This window comes from Paraburkholderia sp. BGA-UO-ETr-F12 (assembly GCF_059567945.1).
In genome coordinates this window covers 39,516-56,963 of record NZ_JCAQOZ010000061.1, presented here as the reverse complement: position 1 = coordinate 56,963, position 17,448 = coordinate 39,516, and the positions used below count along the sequence as shown (strand labels likewise).

Annotated in this window: 17 protein-coding genes; 7 read left to right on the top strand and 10 right to left on the bottom strand. The window is 62.8% G+C overall.

All coding sequences use genetic code 11. The features are described 5' to 3' along the window. Positions 1 to 75: 75 nt before the first annotated feature. Both AC57B6_RS29440 and AC57B6_RS29435 read right to left on the bottom strand, forming a co-directional pair. Complete coding sequence (locus tag AC57B6_RS29440) at positions 76 to 273, bottom strand: hypothetical protein (protein WP_028196355.1); 198 nt, start codon at positions 271 to 273, stop codon at positions 76 to 78. A gap of 306 nt (positions 274 to 579) precedes the next feature. Beyond that, a complete protein-coding gene (locus tag AC57B6_RS29435; protein ID WP_028196354.1) occupies positions 580 to 1,359 on the bottom strand; it encodes a DeoR/GlpR family DNA-binding transcription regulator in 780 nt (259 codons plus the stop codon). Between the two features lie 341 nt (positions 1,360 to 1,700). Here AC57B6_RS29435 and ggt point away from each other — a divergent pair, with 341 nt between their 5' ends. From ggt to AC57B6_RS29415, 4 genes are all read left to right on the top strand, one after another. Beyond that, positions 1,701 to 3,338, top strand: coding sequence for a gamma-glutamyltransferase (ggt, locus tag AC57B6_RS29430; RefSeq protein WP_046567792.1), 1,638 nt, complete (start codon positions 1,701 to 1,703; stop codon positions 3,336 to 3,338). Positions 3,339 to 3,546: 208 nt separating this feature from the next. After that, positions 3,547 to 4,932, top strand: coding sequence for an MFS transporter (locus tag AC57B6_RS29425; protein ID WP_496422686.1), 1,386 nt, complete (start codon positions 3,547 to 3,549; stop codon positions 4,930 to 4,932). Between the two features lie 359 nt (positions 4,933 to 5,291). After that, positions 5,292 to 6,119: a ferritin-like domain-containing protein gene (locus tag AC57B6_RS29420; RefSeq protein ID WP_028196351.1), complete on the top strand. Its 828-nt coding sequence runs from the start codon at positions 5,292 to 5,294 to the stop codon at positions 6,117 to 6,119. 142 nt (positions 6,120 to 6,261) lie between these two features. Continuing rightward, positions 6,262 to 6,786: a pyridoxamine 5'-phosphate oxidase family protein gene (locus AC57B6_RS29415; protein ID WP_144193304.1), complete on the top strand. Its 525-nt coding sequence runs from the start codon at positions 6,262 to 6,264 to the stop codon at positions 6,784 to 6,786. 38 nt (positions 6,787 to 6,824) lie between these two features. Here the strand turns inward: AC57B6_RS29415 and AC57B6_RS29410 are convergent, their stop codons facing one another. The 4 genes from AC57B6_RS29410 to AC57B6_RS29395 form a co-directional block, all read right to left on the bottom strand. Further along, complete coding sequence (locus tag AC57B6_RS29410) at positions 6,825 to 8,402, bottom strand: DEAD/DEAH box helicase (protein ID WP_028196349.1); 1,578 nt, start codon at positions 8,400 to 8,402, stop codon at positions 6,825 to 6,827. Between the two features lie 224 nt (positions 8,403 to 8,626). Beyond that, entirely contained in the window at positions 8,627 to 9,247 is a 621-nt protein-coding gene (gene trhA / locus AC57B6_RS29405) for a PAQR family membrane homeostasis protein TrhA (protein ID WP_028196348.1), read from the bottom strand. 117 nt (positions 9,248 to 9,364) lie between these two features. Continuing rightward, positions 9,365 to 10,663, bottom strand: coding sequence for a c-type cytochrome (locus AC57B6_RS29400; RefSeq protein ID WP_030101003.1), 1,299 nt, complete (start codon positions 10,661 to 10,663; stop codon positions 9,365 to 9,367). Positions 10,664 to 10,684: 21 nt separating this feature from the next. Further along, positions 10,685 to 11,416, bottom strand: a complete 732-nt coding sequence (locus AC57B6_RS29395) for a c-type cytochrome (RefSeq protein ID WP_035519891.1) — start codon at positions 11,414 to 11,416, stop codon at positions 10,685 to 10,687. Between the two features lie 374 nt (positions 11,417 to 11,790). On the opposite strand from AC57B6_RS29395, the gene copC reads away from it, so the two are divergent. Both copC and AC57B6_RS29385 read left to right on the top strand, forming a co-directional pair. Continuing rightward, positions 11,791 to 12,168, top strand: coding sequence for a copper homeostasis periplasmic binding protein CopC (copC, locus tag AC57B6_RS29390; protein WP_028196345.1), 378 nt, complete (start codon positions 11,791 to 11,793; stop codon positions 12,166 to 12,168). Next, a complete protein-coding gene (locus tag AC57B6_RS29385) occupies positions 12,165 to 13,094 on the top strand; it encodes a CopD family protein (RefSeq protein WP_030101005.1) in 930 nt (309 codons plus the stop codon). The genes copC and AC57B6_RS29385 overlap by 4 nt, the downstream gene beginning before the upstream one ends. A gap of 104 nt (positions 13,095 to 13,198) precedes the next feature. Here the strand turns inward: AC57B6_RS29385 and AC57B6_RS29380 are convergent, their stop codons facing one another. The 4 genes from AC57B6_RS29380 to dgoD form a co-directional block, all read right to left on the bottom strand. Then, complete coding sequence (locus AC57B6_RS29380; RefSeq protein WP_370689572.1) at positions 13,199 to 13,462, bottom strand: YodC family protein; 264 nt, start codon at positions 13,460 to 13,462, stop codon at positions 13,199 to 13,201. A 2-nt stretch (positions 13,463 to 13,464) separates the two neighbouring features. Further along, positions 13,465 to 13,767 (bottom strand): hypothetical protein, encoded by a 303-nt coding sequence (locus AC57B6_RS29375; protein ID WP_028196343.1) that lies wholly within the window; start codon positions 13,765 to 13,767, stop codon positions 13,465 to 13,467. Positions 13,768 to 14,040: 273 nt separating this feature from the next. Then, positions 14,041 to 15,273, bottom strand: a complete 1,233-nt coding sequence (locus AC57B6_RS29370) for an MFS transporter (protein WP_496422704.1) — start codon at positions 15,271 to 15,273, stop codon at positions 14,041 to 14,043. A 143-nt stretch (positions 15,274 to 15,416) separates the two neighbouring features. Next, the gene (dgoD, locus tag AC57B6_RS29365; RefSeq protein ID WP_496422685.1) at positions 15,417 to 16,565 is read right to left on the bottom strand and encodes a galactonate dehydratase; all 1,149 of its coding nucleotides are present in this window, start codon (positions 16,563 to 16,565) and stop codon (positions 15,417 to 15,419) included. Positions 16,566 to 16,758: 193 nt separating this feature from the next. On the opposite strand from dgoD, the gene AC57B6_RS29360 reads away from it, so the two are divergent. Further along, a complete protein-coding gene (locus AC57B6_RS29360; RefSeq protein ID WP_028196340.1) occupies positions 16,759 to 17,436 on the top strand; it encodes a FadR/GntR family transcriptional regulator in 678 nt (225 codons plus the stop codon). Positions 17,437 to 17,448: the final 12 nt, after the last annotated feature.

Sequence of the window (17,448 nt, the reverse complement as noted above, 5' to 3'; positions counted from 1 at the left end):
CGCGACAATTTACAGCGTAAATGAATTAGGCACAACAAAGCGGCCGTTCAGGCGGCCGCTTCAAAAGCCAGCGTATTACGAAAAACGTTTAATGGCACGAAGTGCGCTGTCGCCGCTTTCAGTCACGCGCCATTGTTCGTTGCCCGATGCGAGCCGTTCGAGCTGCACCAACTGGCGTTCCAGCAGGGCATCGAGCTCATCTCGCTCCATGTCGACTTGATTGGGGGCGTCCTTGACGAGCAACAACGTGGCGAATTCATGCGGACTCAGCATCGTTCTCTCCATGTCAAGCTAACGCGGACGGCCTTGCCGGCGACTGGCACGATGCCAGTGAAGTCCGCTAGAGGATCAGGCGGGAGGTACGGCTCATACACACAGGGTCACTGCCAGCGCGCCGCGTAGCGCGGAACGGACGCTGGGGAACTGGAGTGTAGTCAACCGCCAGACAAACACCAAAGGGGCCCCAGTAAATTTTCCCTTTGACAATTGGGACCCTCACAGGCGGTTTGGGGCAGCGGCCAGATCCTTGATTTCACTCGAAGTTTTGCGTGCACTGCAACATGGCCGAAGACACCTGGATCATTCGGCGACATACACCTGGCAGTTGGCGGCGGCGAGCGTTTCGTTCATCTCGGCGGGTGGCGCGGCGTCGGTGAAAAGCGCGTCGATCTGGTCGAGATGACCCTGCCGGACAAGTGCCGGACGGCCGAACTTGGAGTTGTCGGCGGCGAGAAACACGGTGCGCGCGTGCTGGATGATCGCCTCGGCCACGCGCACTTCGCGGGTGTCGAAATCGCGCAGCGTGCCGTCCGTTTCAATGCTCGATGTGCCGATGATCGCGAAGTCCACCTTGAACTGCCGGATAAAGTCGATCGCCAGTTCGCCGACGATGCCCTTGTCCCATGGCCGCACGATCCCGCCCGTCACCAGCACTTCGCAATCCGGATAGCCGCTCATCATGCTGGCGACGTTCAGATTGTTGGTGATCACGCGTAGGCCGCGATGCCGGTTGAGCGCTCGTGCGACCTCCTCGGTGGTGGTGCCGAGATTGATGAAGAGGGACGCCTGGTCGGGAATGTGAGTGGCCACTAGCGCCGCGATGCGCCGCTTCTCTTCATGGAACATCCGTTGACGCGCTGTGTACGAGACATTCTCGGAGCTGGTCGGCAGACTGGCGCCGCCGTGATAACGGCGCAGCAGGTTCATGTCGGCGAGCCAGTTGACATCGCGGCGGATCGTCTGCGGCGTCACGTCGAAGTGGGCCGCGAGGTCGTCCACGGTCACGAAGCCGTCGCGTTGCACCCACTCCAGCAGTTCCTGTTGCCGGGCGTTGAGAGTCAGGCGGGGGTCTCGGGTCATGTGTCTCGGGTCGTGGGCTTTTATCGGCATGCCCCGCCAACAGCGCGAAAAGTCGAGGCGGAAAACGGGTCATGCGTGAACGAGGGTGAGCGTATTGTAAGACCATCGCACGTCTTGTCTGCCAACTCGTGCGTCATGGTTCGGATCCTCAGCGACCCGGCAGCGAGCTATTCAGATCATTTGTGCATTTATTCATTTGATAAATGAATTTGTTTTTTGTGCCGGATCGCGCTGCAATCCAAGGTTCCGCGTGTTACCCGCGTGTTACCTGAGTCTTACCCGTTTCCCATGGCTTCCGGCGTTCAAGAACACGCCGGGCCACGCTTTCGAGAGTGTTCGACATGACTGGCTTCAACTGGCAAAACCCCTATCCGACGCCGCGTCTGCCCGTATTCGCGCGCAACATCGTTTCCACTTCGCATCCGCTCGCCGCGCAAGCCGGGCTGCGGATGCTGTGGAAAGGCGGCAATGCCGTCGACGCGGCGATCGCGGCGGCAGCGGCCATCACGGTGGTTGAGCCGGTGTCGTGCGGCCTTGGCGGCGACGCGTTCGCGCTGGTATGGGACGGCAAGAAACTGCATGGTCTGAATGCGTCGGGCGTCTCGCCGGCGGCGTGGAATGTCGATTACTTCAAGCGCAAGTACGGCGAAGAAGATGGTCTCGCGAAGCAACCCAAGCGCGGTTGGGACGCAGTGACGGTGCCCGGCGTGATTGCCGGCTGGGAAGCGCTGCATCAGAAATTCGGTTCGCTGCCGTTCGCCGCTCTGATGGAGCCGGCGATCGAAATCGCCGAGCGCGGTCATGCGGTGGCGAGCATCGTCGCTTATAAATGGGCGGCGGCGGTACCGGAACTGAAGGACCTGCCGGGCTTCGCGCAAACCTTCATGCCGCGCGGCCGCGCGCCGGAAGTGAGCGAACTGGTGCGCTTTCCCGGTCACGCGAAGACGCTGCGCAAGCTGGCTGAACAAGGCCCGCGCGCGTACTACGAAGGCGAGATCGCCGAACAGATCGCGGCGTTTGCGCGTGAAGGCGGCGGTGCGTTGACCCTCGACGATCTGCGCAACTACAAGGCGGATTGGGTCGAGCCGATCGGCAAGGATTATCGCGGCTACACCGTGCATGAGATTCCGCCAAACGGCCAGGGCATCGCGGCGCTGATCGCGCTGGGCATCCTCGAAAAGTTCGACGTGAAGGAACTGGCTGTCGACAACATCGAGTCGCAGCATTTGCAGATCGAAGCGATGAAGCTGGCGTTCGCCGACGTCTACCGCTACGTTGCCGATCCGCGTTCGATGGACGTCACCCCGGAGCAGATGCTCGACGACGCGTACCTCACGTCGCGCGCGAAGCTGATCGACCACAAGCGGGCCACGCAGTTCGACTTCGGCATGCCGAAGGCCGGCGGCACGATCTACATGTCGGTAGCGGACGAGCGCGGCATGATGGTCAGCTTCATTCAGTCGAACTACATGGGCTTCGGCTCGGGCATCGTGGTGCCGGACAGCGGCATCGCGATGCAGAACCGCGGCTGCGGCTTCTCGATGGACCCCAAGTCGCCGAACGTGGTGGAAGGCGGCAAGCGGCCGTTCCACACCATCATCCCGTCGTTCCTCACCCAGCAGGTGGACGGCAAGCAGGAGGCGGTGATGAGTTTCGGCGTGATGGGCGGCGATATGCAGCCGCAAGGCCATCTGCAATCGATCGTGCGGATGCTCGACTACGGTCAGCAGCCGCAGGCCGCCTGCGACGCACCGCGCTGGAAGGTCAACCGGGACTTCACGATCGATATCGAATCGACGCTCAATCCGAAGACCGCCGAGGCGTTGCAGAAGCTGGGCCACACGATCAAGTCGGTCGACGATCCGTACATGGACTTCGGCTCGGGCCAGTACATCTGGAAGCTCGACCGTAACGATCCGGAGCGCGGCTACGTGGCGGCGAGCGATAGCCGTCGCGACGGGCTGGCAGCCGGCTTCTGAACGACTTAAGCGAAGCGCGGCGCCGCGTGGGCGGCGGCCGTGTCTCGTTGCCGCCGTCGACGATGCATGTCGCATTGTCGAAGGCGGACCGATCAGGCAATTAAAGCAGGGCGTCACGCGCAACCGCAATGGACTGCGCGCGACAGCCGGGCATCGAGCGCCACGAGCGCTTGCAGCGCGTCAAATATCAGGCAGGGCAGGAGACATCATGAACACCCCCGCGTCGCAACCCGTGACAGCTTCCCCCCATTCCACGTCCGCGCAGCTTTCCAAAGCGATGGTGCGGCGTATCGTGTTTTCGTCGTCGGTCGGCAATGCGCTCGAGTGGTTCGACTTTCTGGTCTATGGCTACTTTGCGACGATCATCGCGAAACAGTTCTTTCCGATGCACGACGAGTGGCTCTCGACGCTGCTCGCCATTGCAACCTTCGGCATCTCTTTCCTGATGCGGCCGTTGGGCGCCATCGTGCTGGGCATGTACGGCGACCGCAAGGGCCGCAAGGCGGCGCTCACGCTCGCGATCGCGCTGATGATGGTCGGCACCTTCACGATGGCCGTGATGCCGCCGTATGCGTCGATCGGTCTCGCGGCGCCCGTGTTGATTCTGCTTGCACGGCTCGTGCAAGGTTTCGCAGTGGGTGGCGAGTTCGGCAGCGCGACGGCCTTCATGGTCGAGCATAGCGCGTCGCGTCGCGGCTACTACGCGAGTTGGCAGTTCGCAAGCCAGGGTCTCGCGGCAATCACCGCGGCGGCCTTTGGATCGCTGCTGACCGCGTGGATGCCGCCCGAGCAACTCAATAGCTGGGGCTGGCGCCTGCCGTTCGTGTTCGGTCTGCTGGTCGGGCCGGTGGGCTATTACATCCGTTCGCATCTCGACGAGACGCCGGAGTTTCTCGCGTTGCGTAAAGAACGTGAAGCGGGTGAGGCGGCGCGCCAGGCCGCCGGCAAGCGTCAGGCGCTGCCTCGGGAAAAGGACGCTTCGTTCAGCAATCAATGGGTGAACCTGTTGCTGGCGGTGGGCATCGTGGCGCAGTCCACGGTCGGCGTGTACGTGCTGCAACTCTACATGCCGATGTACGCGGTCAAGCAATTGCATATGCCGGCTGCGGCATCGTTCGGCGTGGTGGTGCTCAACGGCGGCTTGCAGTTCCTGCTCTCGCCGGTGATGGGCGCATTGTCCGACCGCACCGGCCGGATTCGCATCATGCTGACGACGTCGATCCTGATGGGCGTGCTGATCTACCCGATGTTTGCGTTGCTGCAATCGCATCCGACGCTCGGCTGGCTGCTTCTGCTGCAAGGCACCGCCGGAATCTTCAAGGCGGCCTATTCCGGGCCGATGCCCGCGCTGATGTCGGAGATCTTCCCGACCCAGGTGCGCTCCACCGGTCTTTCAATCGGTTACAGCATTGGCGTGACGATTTTCGGCGGCTTTGCGCCGACGATTGTGGAGACCTTCATTCACTTGACTGGCGACAAGCTTGCGCCAAGTTACTACGTGCTGATTGCCGCAGTGCTGTCGGGCTTGTCGCTGGTCGTGGTTGCGTGGCGTATGCGGCGCGTCCGGCAGCTCGAACGCGTCAAGCTCGCATGACGCCATGACGCTTCGGCCGGCGGCCGTTGTGCTGCGCAGCGAGCCTTGCCGCAAGCGTCGCCGTGCCAGACATGCACCCGCGTCAACTCAAAGCCAGCTCTTCGAGCTGGCTTTTTTTCGCCTTGCGGGCCCCGCTTGTAATCAACCGAAGGATTCGACTACCGTGAATCTGGAACTGCGGGAGCCCGGCATGGTCTGTGCTGGGTTATCTGCAGAGTTGCTAAACACCGGCTAAGATGCAAGATACAAGGGGTTAACTCTAATTCAAGGCGCTGTATCTGACACGGCGGACCGTCCTTGCAAGCGGGCGGTTCCGGGCGGGCTCCACGAGTCGATACAGCTTTCGGAGCAAAGACACAATGCACACTGAGCTGAACCATGTGATGCCCTGGCGGATCGAGGATATCGACCTGACCCGCATAGATCGCCAGAAAGCGGTAGCTAACGAAGACCTGCTGCTTCTGTTGTGCGCCGCTTCGTTTATTGAAAGTGGTACCGATCTTTACACCAGCAATCTGAGCACCTTCTTCGACGGCGACCCGGAAGTTTCGGCGTGGCTCAACCAGGAATGGGAACCGGAAGAAATGCAGCACGGCCGGGCGCTCAAGACGTATATCGCCTACGTCTGGCCGGAGTTCGACTGGGACACCGCGTTCCGCAATTTCATGGAAGAGTATTCGCTGACCTGCTCGGTCGAAGACTTCGAGAAGACCCGCGCGCTTGAAATGGTTGCACGCTGTGTGGTGGAAACGGGCACCGCCACGCTGTATCGCGCGATCGGCGAATGTTCGGACGAGCCGGTGCTCAAGCAGATCACCGACAACATCCGTACCGACGAGGTCCGTCACTACAAGCACTTTTTCAAGTACTTCAAGAAGTACAACAAGATCGAAGGAAATGGGCGTCTTGCGGTTCTCGGCGCGTTGATGCGTCGTGTGATGGAAATCAAGAACGAAGACTCGGAGATCGCGTTGCGTCACGTTTTTGCGATTCGATATCCGGAGCGGGTGCATGATTCGGCCTATAACCGCGAACGCGCGGCGCGCATCAACGCACTGGTGCGGCGCAATCTGTCGGCGGACATGTGCGTGAAAATGCTGCTCAAGCCGCTCGACATTCCGGCCAGGATTCAGCCGGGTGTGCATTACCCGCTCGCCAAGATCACGCAGCACGTGTTTTTCCGTTGATGTTCTTCGGCTGAGCTTGCGACGTATGGATGAAGAGGAATGGCCCGCTCGCGCGGGCCATTCGTTTTTCGAGGCATGATTGATCGTGGCAACGCCAGCAACCCGCGCAACCCCGTAACCCGTTTCAGACCGGATCGATACGATGAGCGATTTTCCTTCACCCGAACGCCCGCTCGAACAGCATGTGTTCGACGAATGGCCTGACGCGGTCCGCGCGCTGTTCGACGGCTCGTCACTGGCGAGCAAGACGGGGTTCACCGCGGCGCTGCTCACCGTCGATGCGAACGGCCACGTGCGCACGTCGCTGCTGGGCGTCGGCGAGTTGTACGCGCCTGATTCACGTTCGCTCTGCATCGCGTTGTGGCCACAGGCGCGGGCGGCGCGCGTGATTGCGCAAAGCGGACGGGCAGCGCTGACGTTCGTTTGCGACGAAGCGTTCTATCAGGTGCAGTTGCGCTTGACGCCGCTAGCGGGCGTGGCAGGCGACGACAGCGGCCTCGTGTACCTCAGCGGCTCGATCGACACGGGGGGGGCGCAAAGCGTGCGTTATGCGCGCCTGACAAGCGGCATTACGTTTGAGCTGCAAGGGGAAGGGAAGGCGGTGCTCGATCGATGGGAACGCCAGATCGAGCACCTGAAGCAAGCTGCCGCTGCGGCTAGCCGTTAGTCGGGGACCGGGGCTAGCGAGCAGGCATTGCCTGAAACTTAACGGCCGCGTTGGCCGCTGCGAGTCGGCTGACCGCCGCGCGGTGCGTCGTTGCGCGGCTTGGCGCCACCTAGCAGTGCACCCGGGTTGCCGCCTTGCGGTTTTGCACCTTGCGGCTTGCGCGGCGCGTGTTGCGCGGCGCCCCCTTCGTGCGCCGCTGCACGCGGCTGAGCGTCGTGGCGCTGGCCGTCGCGGCGCGGCTGGCCGCCGTTGCCTGCCGGCTTCGCAGCTTGCGGCTTCGGTTGCTGCTGACCATTCGCCGGACGCTGGCCCGCGCGTGGCGCCGGCTTGGCAGCCGACGCGCCATCGCGCCTGACACCATCACCCCTACCGCCATCGCGCTTCGGCGCACCCTGGCTCTGACGCGGCGAACGACCGCCACCGCCGCCGCCACCCTGGCCACGGCGCAGAATCGGCTCCGGCTTCGCGGTCGGATCCGGTTCGAAACCGGCGATCACTTCCTGCGGCACCGGACGCTTGATCAGCTTCTCGATGTCCTTCAACAGTTGCAGTTCGTCGACACACACGAGCGAGATCGCCTCGCCCGTCGCGCCGGCGCGGCCCGTGCGGCCGATGCGGTGCACGTAATCTTCCGGCACATTCGGCAGATCGTAGTTGACCACGTGCGGCAGTTGATCGATATCGATGCCGCGCGCCGCGATGTCGGTCGCGACCAGCACTTGCAGCGTGCCGTCCTTGAACTCGGCGAGCGCACGAGTACGGGCCGACTGACTCTTGTTGCCGTGAATCGCCAGCGCACTGATGTTGTCTTTCGTCAACTGTTCGGCGAGGCGGTTCGCGCCGTGCTTGGTACGCGTGAACACCAGCACCTGGAACCAGTTGTGTTGCTTGATGAGGTGCGTGAGCAGTTCACGCTTCTTGTCGCGGTCGACCGGGTGAATCTTCTGCGCAACCGTCTCGGCCGTCGTGTTGCGGCGCGCGACTTCGATCAGCGCCGGCGAGTCGAGCAGATTGTCGGCGAGCGTCTTGATCTCGTCGGAGAAGGTAGCCGAGAACAGCAGGTTCTGCCGCTTCGGCGGCAACTTCGCAAGCACGCGCTTGATGTCGTGGATGAAGCCCATGTCGAGCATGCGGTCGGCTTCGTCGAGCACCAGAATCTCGAGATGCGACAGGTCGATGGTCTTCTGCTGCATGTGGTCGAGCAAACGGCCCGGCGTTGCGACGACGATGTCCACGCCGCTGCGCAGCGCGCCGATCTGCGGATTGATGCCGACGCCGCCGAACATCACGGTCGACTTCAGCTTCAGATACTTGCCATAAGCACGCACGCTTTCTTCGACCTGGGCGGCCAGCTCGCGCGTCGGCGTGAGGATCAGTGCGCGCACGACGCGCTTGCCCGAGGCCGAGGTGACGGCTGGCATCGTGTTCAGACGCTGCAGGATCGGCAGCGTGAAGCCGGCGGTCTTGCCGGTGCCGGTCTGTGCGCCGGCCAGCAGGTCGCCGCCGTTGAGCACGGCGGGGATCGCTTGCGTCTGGATCGGAGTCGGGGTGGTGTAGCCGAGTTCGTGTACAGCGCGGACCAGCGGTTCGGACAAGCCGAGGGAATCAAAAGACATAAATGCTCTTTGCAATGCAGTTTCGCGAACGGCACCAGACGGCACCACGTGGACCCAAGCGGGTACAGGCGCGGCATGAACACGCCCGCATGGCGCGTTCGAGGCCAAAGCCCGGTTCCGGTCGCAGAGAAATCGGCGGCACGCGCGATACGCGTGCCGAATGCTTCAACGCGCTATGCAGACACGTTGACTGGCCTTAAGTTGCATTTCGCCGCCGTGGGATGTCATGCGACGTAGCGCGCGACACTGACGAATTGACACAGACTGCCCGCCAGTACGAACAGGTGCCAGATACCATGTCCGTGCCGGATGCGCTCGTCGTTGATGAAGAAGTAGATACCGGCACTATAGATGACCCCGCCGGCCACGAGCCAGGCGGTACCCGCTGCCGGTAAAGCTTCAACCAGCGGGCGGACGGCAACGAGCGCGAGCCATCCCATCAATACATACAGCACCATCGAAACGCTGCGGGTGCGTCGTCCGAGCGTCAGTTCCTGCACGATGCCGAGAGCGGCAAGCCCCCAGCTTACGCCGAATAGCGACCAGCCCCACGGTCCACGCAACGTAACAAGTGTGAATGGGGTGTAACTGCCGGCGATCAGCAGGTAGATCGCCGAATGGTCGCATTTCTGCAGGACCGCTTTGACCCGCGGATTGCGCACGCTGTGATAAAGCGTCGAGATAGCATACAGCACGAACAGCATTGCACCGTAGACACTGAAACTCACCACCTTGTACGCGTCGCCGGCGAGCGCGCCCATTGTCACGAGCGTAGCCAGTCCCACCACCGACAGCACGGCGCCGACGAGATGGGTAATGCTGTTGAAACGCTCACCGACATGCACGGCTCTTTCCTCCTGCGCGGTTCATAAGGGTTTATCCCCACATGATACCGGTCCTGAAAAAACGAAGGGCGCGGCCGCGTGATTCGCAGGCCGCGCCCCAGGTGCATCACACGCTGCTTAGTCGAGCGGCGCCGAGCGCAGATCGGACACTTGCTGCGGCGACACAGCCGTACCGTGGTTGCCCCACGACATACGAATGTAGGTCACGACGGCGGCCACTTCCGTGTTCGACAGTGCCTGGGCAAACGGCGGCATGCCGTACGGATGCGGATTGGCATCGGTGCTCGGCGGGTAACCGCCGTTCAGCACCATGCGGATCGGATTGACCGCCGACGGCATCTGGATCGACTGGTTGTTCGCCAGCGGCGGGAAGGCCGGCGGCATGCCGAGGCCGTTGTCCGCGTGACACTTCGCACAGTTGTCAGCGTAGATCTTCTGACCTTGCTTCAACAGTTCGCCACCGAACTTTTCCGACGTTTCGAGTTGCAGGGGTTCCGGCGCCTCGCTCTTCTGCGGAATGGTCTTCAGGTACGTAGCCATCGCATTGATGTCTTCGTCCGACATGTACTGCAGGCTGTTGTGAACCACTTCAGCCATCGGACCGAACACCGCGCCGCGATTCGACACGCCGGTCTTCAGCAGATCGGCGATGTCTTTGGTTTCCCAGTCGCCGAGACCGGCTTCCTTGTTCGACGTCAACGACGGGGCATACCAGTTCTGCAGCGGGATCAGGCCGCCGGCGAATGCCGCCGAGCTGACCGGGCCGCCCATGGCGTTGATCGATGTGTGGCACATGCCGCAGTGGCCGAGGCCTTCGATCAGGTACGCGCCGCGATTCCATTCGACCGACTTGGTCGGATCAGCCTTGTACTCGCCTTCGCGGAAGAACAGCGTGCGCCAGCCGATCAGCATGTTGCGCTGGTTGAACGGGAATTTCAGTTCGTGCGGACGGCTCGGCACATTGACCGGCGTAACCGAGCGCAGGTACGCGTAGATCGCGTCCGAGTCGGCACGCGTGACTTTCGTGTAGCTCGTGAACGGGAAGCCCGGATACAGCAGGCTGCCGTCTTTCGAACGGCCCGTGTGCATCGCGCGGTAGAAGTCGTCCTGCGTCCACTTGCCGATACCGTACTGGTCGTCAGGCGTGATGTTCGGCGTGAACATCGTGCCGAACGGCGTAGCCATGGGCAGGCCGCCAGCGAACTGCTTGCCGCCGCGCACCGTGTGGCAGGCGATACAGTCGCCGGCGCGGGCGAGGTACTCGCCCTTCTTGATCAGCGCGGCCTGGTCGGCGGGCGTTGCCGCCATCGCCGAGCCGTTATGCAGGTTGTCGCCGCCCGACCAGAGGACGGGAACGAGTGCGGCAGCCGCAACGACGACGACAGCCGAGAGGGCGAACAAAGACTTGCGTTTCATTTGAGTGTCTCTCCCGGTGCCTTATTGCGGTTCGCTGCCGCAGGCAAGCGGAGTCTTCATCGAGCGGGCCGGAGCCGGCACGGGGTTTTGTGGGGCCGTTTGCGTGGAAAGCCATGCCGCGACGGCGTTCACGTCGTCATCGGTCAGACGGGTGGCGATGGTGTGCATGCAATCAGGGGCGATGGCATGACGCGAACCCGAACGCCAAGCACCCAACTGCGCGCTGATGTAGTCCGCATGCAGACCGACCAGACCCGGAATTGCGGGCTCCATGCCGGTCAACGCCTTGCCGTGGCAAGCCGCGCAGGCCGGAATCTGTTTCGATGCGTCGCCGTGCAGCACGATCTGCTGGCCGCGCGCAACGATGGCCGCCGACACGGTCGGCTTGGCCGGCGCCGGGTACGGCGGGCGTTGCTGCGAGAAGTACGTGGCGATCTGATGAAGGTAGTCGTCAGAGAGATACGTGACGAGGTAGTTCATGGGCGGATACTTGCGGCGCCCTTCGCGGAAGTTCTGCAACTGGTTGTACAGATAGTCGGCCGGCTTGCCCGCCAGGCGCGGGAAGTAATCGTTGTCGGTACCTTGGCCGTGCGAGCCGTGACAGGCCGTGCAGCCCTGCACGCGCGCTTCCATCGTATCGGGGGCCTTCGGTTGAGTCTGCGCTTTCGCAGCGCTATAGACACCCGCGGAGCCGATCAGCAGAAGGGCAAGCAGCGGGCGGAAAATGCGTCTTGAAGACACGCGTAACTCCATCAAAATCGGGGACCTGACCGAACTTCGAGCGGCTCGGTGTGAAGGGCAGCCGGCGCTGCGGCGACGCAGCATTCTATCATCGAAGGGTGATGGTGACTATTTGCCACATTAGAGAAGGTTCCTGGTGTGATAACCATGCGACAGTTTGACGCGCGCTGGCGCCGTCAGGTGGTAAGTGGCCGGCCGTCTCGATTTTGTCCGGACGAGGTCGGGCGCCCGCCCGGTTCAGGTCGGTTGGCCTGACAAAGCAGGTTGAACCGACGCGCGTACCGGCCATCGAAGCGTACACTTCCGGGCTCGCCGGCCTCTGTCCGGCGTCCGTGCCCTTAAGCCCAACGTCCACCGTTTTACTTTTCACAAGCTATCGGCCTTACATGAAGCTATTCAATTTTTCCCGCCTGGCGCTGCGTGCGTCGATGGTCGGCGCCGCCACGCTGGTCGTGACGTCGACGGCTTTCGCTCACGCGCATCTGATCTCGAGCGAGCCGGCGGCGAACGCGGAAGTGACCGCCCCCACTGAAGTGACGATCCATTTCACCGAGCCGCTCGAGCCGGCTTTCAGCCGGATCGAACTGAGCGACGCGAGCGGCAAGCCCGCCGCGCCGGCTGCGTCGCAAGTCGACAAAAGTGATGCAAAGGTGATGCACCTGGCGCTGCCGCAACTGACGGCCGGCCGCTACGCAGTGCAATGGACCGCGGTTGCCACGGACGGCCACCGCACGCAAGGCAACTTCGCGTTCATCGTCAAATGAGCATGGACGGACTGTGGATCGGGCAGGTCGCCATGGCCGCGCTCATGAATGTCGCGTTTGCGTTTGCCGTCGGATCGGCATTGCTCGGCGCGTGGCTCGCTAAAGACGCTCAGGCCAAGATCAACCCTGCGCGCCCCGCCTGGTTGCGCGCGCAACGGTCGATGCTGACGGCCACCGTCGTGCTGGTGCTCGCGGATCTCGGCTGGCTGCTGTATCAGGCGGCGTCGATGAGCGGCGTCGCGCTGCCGTCGGCCATCGGCGTGGTGCCGACCGTCCTGACGCAAACCCACGTCGGCTATGGCTGGAGCGTGGCGTTCGCCGGCGCGCTGCTATTGCTGGGCACCGCCATGGCCGGTCATACGGGCATGTTGCGCAATGCGCTGCTGTGGTTCGCGGTGATCGTGATCGCGGCGGGCAAGGCGTCGCTCGGGCACGCGGCCGATGCCGGTCCGCTGTCGGCGCCGATCGCCATGCAGACGCTGCATGTGCTGGTCACGAGCGTGTGGGGCGGCCTGGCCATGGCGGCGGGGCTCTCGGTATTGCCCGCGCTCGGCACTTCGACCGCCCGCGGGATGTTGATCCGCACGGCGACGCAGGTGTCGAACGTATCGATTGTGGCGGTCGGACTGGTGCTGCTTACCGGCATCTTCAATGGCGTGCGCGGTTCGGGCGGCTCGTTCCAGGCGATCGAGATGAGCACGTGGGGTCACGTGCTCACGCTGAAGCTGACGCTGGTCGGGCTTGCGCTGGTGCTCGGCGGCCTCAACCGTTTCCTCGCGCTGCCGCGCCTGCGCCGCACAGCCTCGACGATGGACGCGCATACCTTCGTCAACGTGCTGTATCTGGAAGCGTTGGCGATAATCGGCGTGTTCGTCGCGGCGGCCGCGTTGGCGCACAGCGTGCCGGCCTTTGCCGCATTGGGCTGAGGTCAAAAAAAGCGCCGCACAGCAAGAGCGTGCGGCGCAATACACACGGTCGCCCGGCGGTGGCCGGCTGATCCGTTACTGCCTGGTGCTGTCCTGCTGCCCTTTCAGGCGGCGAGTGCGTTGTGCACCCGCTCCAGCGTTTCTTCCGGAAACATCTCCTGTTGCAGTTCGCCGTCGTCGCCGAACCACTGGCAGATCAGCCAGTTACCCGGCGCGAACAGTACCGGCCCGCTCCAGGCGGCGGTCATCCGGCGTCCACCGGACTTGAGCGTCAGGACGTCGCCGACGCGGTAGATGGGTTTTGCAGGCTTGGTGGGCCTTGCAGGCCGCTTTCCCGGCCGCATCGCGAGCATCCGTTCGATCAGCACGATTATTCGAGGCCGAGCCGGTGTCCGACAATCGGCGCGCAGAACAGCGCGATCGCGCACCCCGCCGCCTTGCCTTCCAGCTCCGCGCCGGCGGCGCGCGACCCGTACATCTGCGTCAGCAAATCGAACAGTTGCGGCAGGCAGTACAACACCGCGGCCGCGATAAAGCATTTCTCGACCACGGAGATGCGCCAGCCGCGCTCATAGGCGAGCATTGCACCGACGAGGCGAAGCACGCCGAACACCACCAGCGCGCCAACGGCAGCCTGTTCTCGGATCAGATAGTCTGGAAGGAATTCGCCCATGATGTTCCCCGCTGCATGTGTTGTTTGAACACATTTGAGCAAGGAGCGGGCCATGTGTATGTCCGCTGCCGGACATACGGCGTGAGAACCTTTGTGGATAAGGCTTTGCCCAAGGTGGGCGGGAGCGTGCGAACAGTCGGAAAACGCGGTTTCAGAGCGTTTCGGTCCGCGATGTTACGTAACTGCGACGGCGCGCGCGTCACGCCACGTAACGCCGCGTGACGTGACGCGCGAGGCGCCGGGAAAGCGTTCTGAAAGGCGCCTGGCTGGTCTTCAGCGAATCCGTTCGATGCGGCCGACCAGAAACAGATACGACAGCGCGCCGAGCAGGCCGACCGCGCTCATGAACACCAGCGCGGGCTTGAAGTCGTCGTTTCGGACAATGAGACCGATCACGATCGGCACGCAGATCGACGACAGATTGCCCATCAGGTTGAACATGCCGCCGGTGAGGCCGAGCAACTCCTTCTTCGCCATCGACGACACCAGAACCCACGTGATCGACGAAAAGCCGCTACCGAAGAAAGCGATCGCCATGAAGAGGATCACCATCGACGGCGTCTCGACATAGTTTGCACCCACGATCGCGGTGGACAGCAGCAAGCCCGTCACGATCGGCACCTTGCGGGCGACGGTGGCCGACACGCCACGCCTGATCATCCCGTCCGACAGCAGTCCCGAACTCAGAATGCCGACGAATGCGGCGAGAAACGGCACGGCCGCCATGAAACCGGCCTTCAGGAAATCCATGTGCCGGTATTTGACGAGATAGGTAGGAAACCACGTCAGGAAAAACCACAGCGTCGAGGTCACCGCGATCTGGCCGATATACACGCCCCACAGTTTGCGGTTGCCGAGTACCGCGCGCCAGTCGGCGGCCGTATAACGCGCGCGGGCGCGGCGCGTGTCGCCCAGTTCGACGAGCCCTCCACCCGCGCGGATCGCCTCGAGTTCAGCCTCATTCACATCCGATGCTTCCGACGGCTCGCGATACAACGCATACCAGACCAGACCCCACGCGACACCAAGCGCGCCGGTCAGAAAAAATACCCCCTGCCAGCCGAAATGCTGCTGGGTAAGAACGAGCGCCGGTGTGAGAAACGCGAGCCCGACATATTGACCGGACGTGTAGGTGGCAATTGCGCGAGCCCGTTCGCTGTCGGGAAACCAGGTGGTGACGACACGATTCAGCGTCGGATAGGCCGGCGCCTCCAGTGCGCCGAGCAGCACACGCAACGACAGCAGGATCGCGAACGTGCCGGCGAAGCCTTGCAGAATCGTCGCCAGCGACCACAGCCCGATGACGAGCGCGAGCAGCAGCCGCGGCCGCGTGCGGTCGACCAGCATGCCGCCGGGAATCTGCAGCAATGCGTATGACCAGCCGAATGCGGAGAAAACCAGCCCCATACGGGCCGGATCGAGTTGCAGATCTTTAGCGATCGCGGTCGCGGCGATCGACAGATTGCTGCGGTCGAGATACGTGATGACGACGGTGACGAACAGCATCGCAAGCAGACGGTGGCGCTTGCCGGTGGCGTGCGTTCGAAGGTGGGTTGTCTCCACGTAGGGTGTCCTCTGATTGGTTTTGCTGGCGGCGCGGCGGGTGAGCCAAAGAAAACGCCGCCCGCAGGCGGCGTTCAACTACACCATCACCATTCCGCGACGCTGCCGTCCTCGTGGCGCCACACCGGGTTGCGCCAGCGGTGGCCGACCTTCGCCATCTCGCGCACCTTCTCTTCGTTCACTTCGATGCCGAGGCCCGGGCCCTGCGGAATCGACACGAAGCCGTCTTCGTATTTGAAGACTTCGGGGTTCCTGATGTAGTCGAGCAGGTCGTTGCCCTGGTTGTAGTGAATGCCCAAGCTCTGTTCCTGGATGAACGCGTTGTAGCTCACGGCGTCGATCTGCAGGCAGGTGGCCAAGGCGATCGGACCGAGCGGGCAGTGCAGCGCGAGCGCGACGTCGTAAGCCTCGGCCATCGACGCGATCTTGCGGCACTCGGTAATCCCACCCGCGTGCGACGCGTCCGGCTGAATGATGTCGACGTAGCCGCCCGACAGGATGTGCTTGAAGTCCCAGCGCGAATACAGGCGTTCGCCCAAAGCGATCGGCGTGTTGGTCTGATTGACGATGTCGCGCAGGGCTTCCGCGTTTTCCGACAGCACCGGCTCTTCGATGAAGAGCAGTTTGTACGGGTCGAGTTCCTTGGCCAGCACCTTTGCCATCGGCTTATGCACGCGGCCGTGAAAGTCCACGCCGATGCCGATGTTCGGCCCGACTGCTTCGCGCACCGCGGCGACGTTGTTGATCACGCCTTGCACCTTGTCGAAGGTGTCGATGATCTGCAGCTCTTCCGAGCCGTTCATCTTCACCGCCTTGAAGCCGCGTTCGACCACGGCGCGCGCGTTGTCCGCGACGTCGCTCGGACGATCGCCGCCGATCCACGAATACACCTTGATCTTGTCGCGCACCTGGCCGCCCAGCAGCGCGTGAATCGGCACGCCATGATGCTTGCCCTTGATATCCCACAACGCCTGGTCGACACCGGCGATCGCGCTCATGGTGATTGGGCCGCCGCGGTAGAAGCCCGCGCGATACATCACCTGCCAATGGTCTTCGATCAGCAGCGGATCTTTGCCGATCAGATAGTCGGACAGTTCCTCGACCGCCGCCGCCACCGTGTGCGCGCGGCCTTCGACCACCGGCTCGCCCCAGCCGATGATGCCTTCGTCGGTCTCGATCTTCAGGAAGCACCAGCGCGGCGGAACGATGAAGGTTTCGAGCTTGGTGATTTTCATGGTGTGCGTCTCCTTGCGGGCTGGGCGTCCGCGTGTGCGGAATATTTCGAGGATTCACATGCTACAACAAAAGCGCGCTTAAGTACTATTAATAGTACTATTGGCCAAATAGTGGCAGGATGCCGGATAATCGCGGTCCATCGCGGGCTCAGGTCCGATATCAAAAGCGCCGAGAGGTTGAGGGGAGAAAGCTATTCAGCACGATCTGCATGGGCGCGTCGCCCATCTGCTGGCGACCGCGATATTGCGCGGCGACTACGCGCCCGACTCGATCCTGCCGCGCGAGGCGGAGTTGATGGACACCTTCGGCGTGAGCCGCACGGTGCTGCGCGAGGCGCTGCGCACGCTTACGTCGAAAGGATTGATCGAATCGCGTCCGCGAGTCGGCACGCGCGTGCGGCCGAAACACGCATGGAATCTGCTGGATGCCGATGTGCTCGACTGGTACTCGCGGGTTGCCGAGCCGATGGCCTTCGCGCTCAAGTTGCAGGAAATGCGCGAGATGATCGAACCGTACGCGGCGGGTCTGGCCGCGGCCTCGCATACGGACAACACCTTTAATGCGCTGGCGGCGGCCCACGCGTCGATGGTCGCGGCGCGTAATGTCGACGAATGGGTGCGTGCCGATCTGCAGTTTCATCTGAGCGTGCTGACGGCATGCAGCAACGAATTGCTGATTCCGCTCGGCACGCTGATCGAGCGCACGCTGGAAGCGCAGCTTCGCCTGAATGCGAAACGTGCGGACGTGTTCAATGCGTCGCTGGCCGAACACACGGCGGTGTTCGAAGCAATCCGCGACCGTGATGCGAACGCGGCGCGCGAGGCGATGGCGGGATTGCTGGGCGTGACGCGCGGAAGAATCGAAGGGTGAGCGCGACGCGAA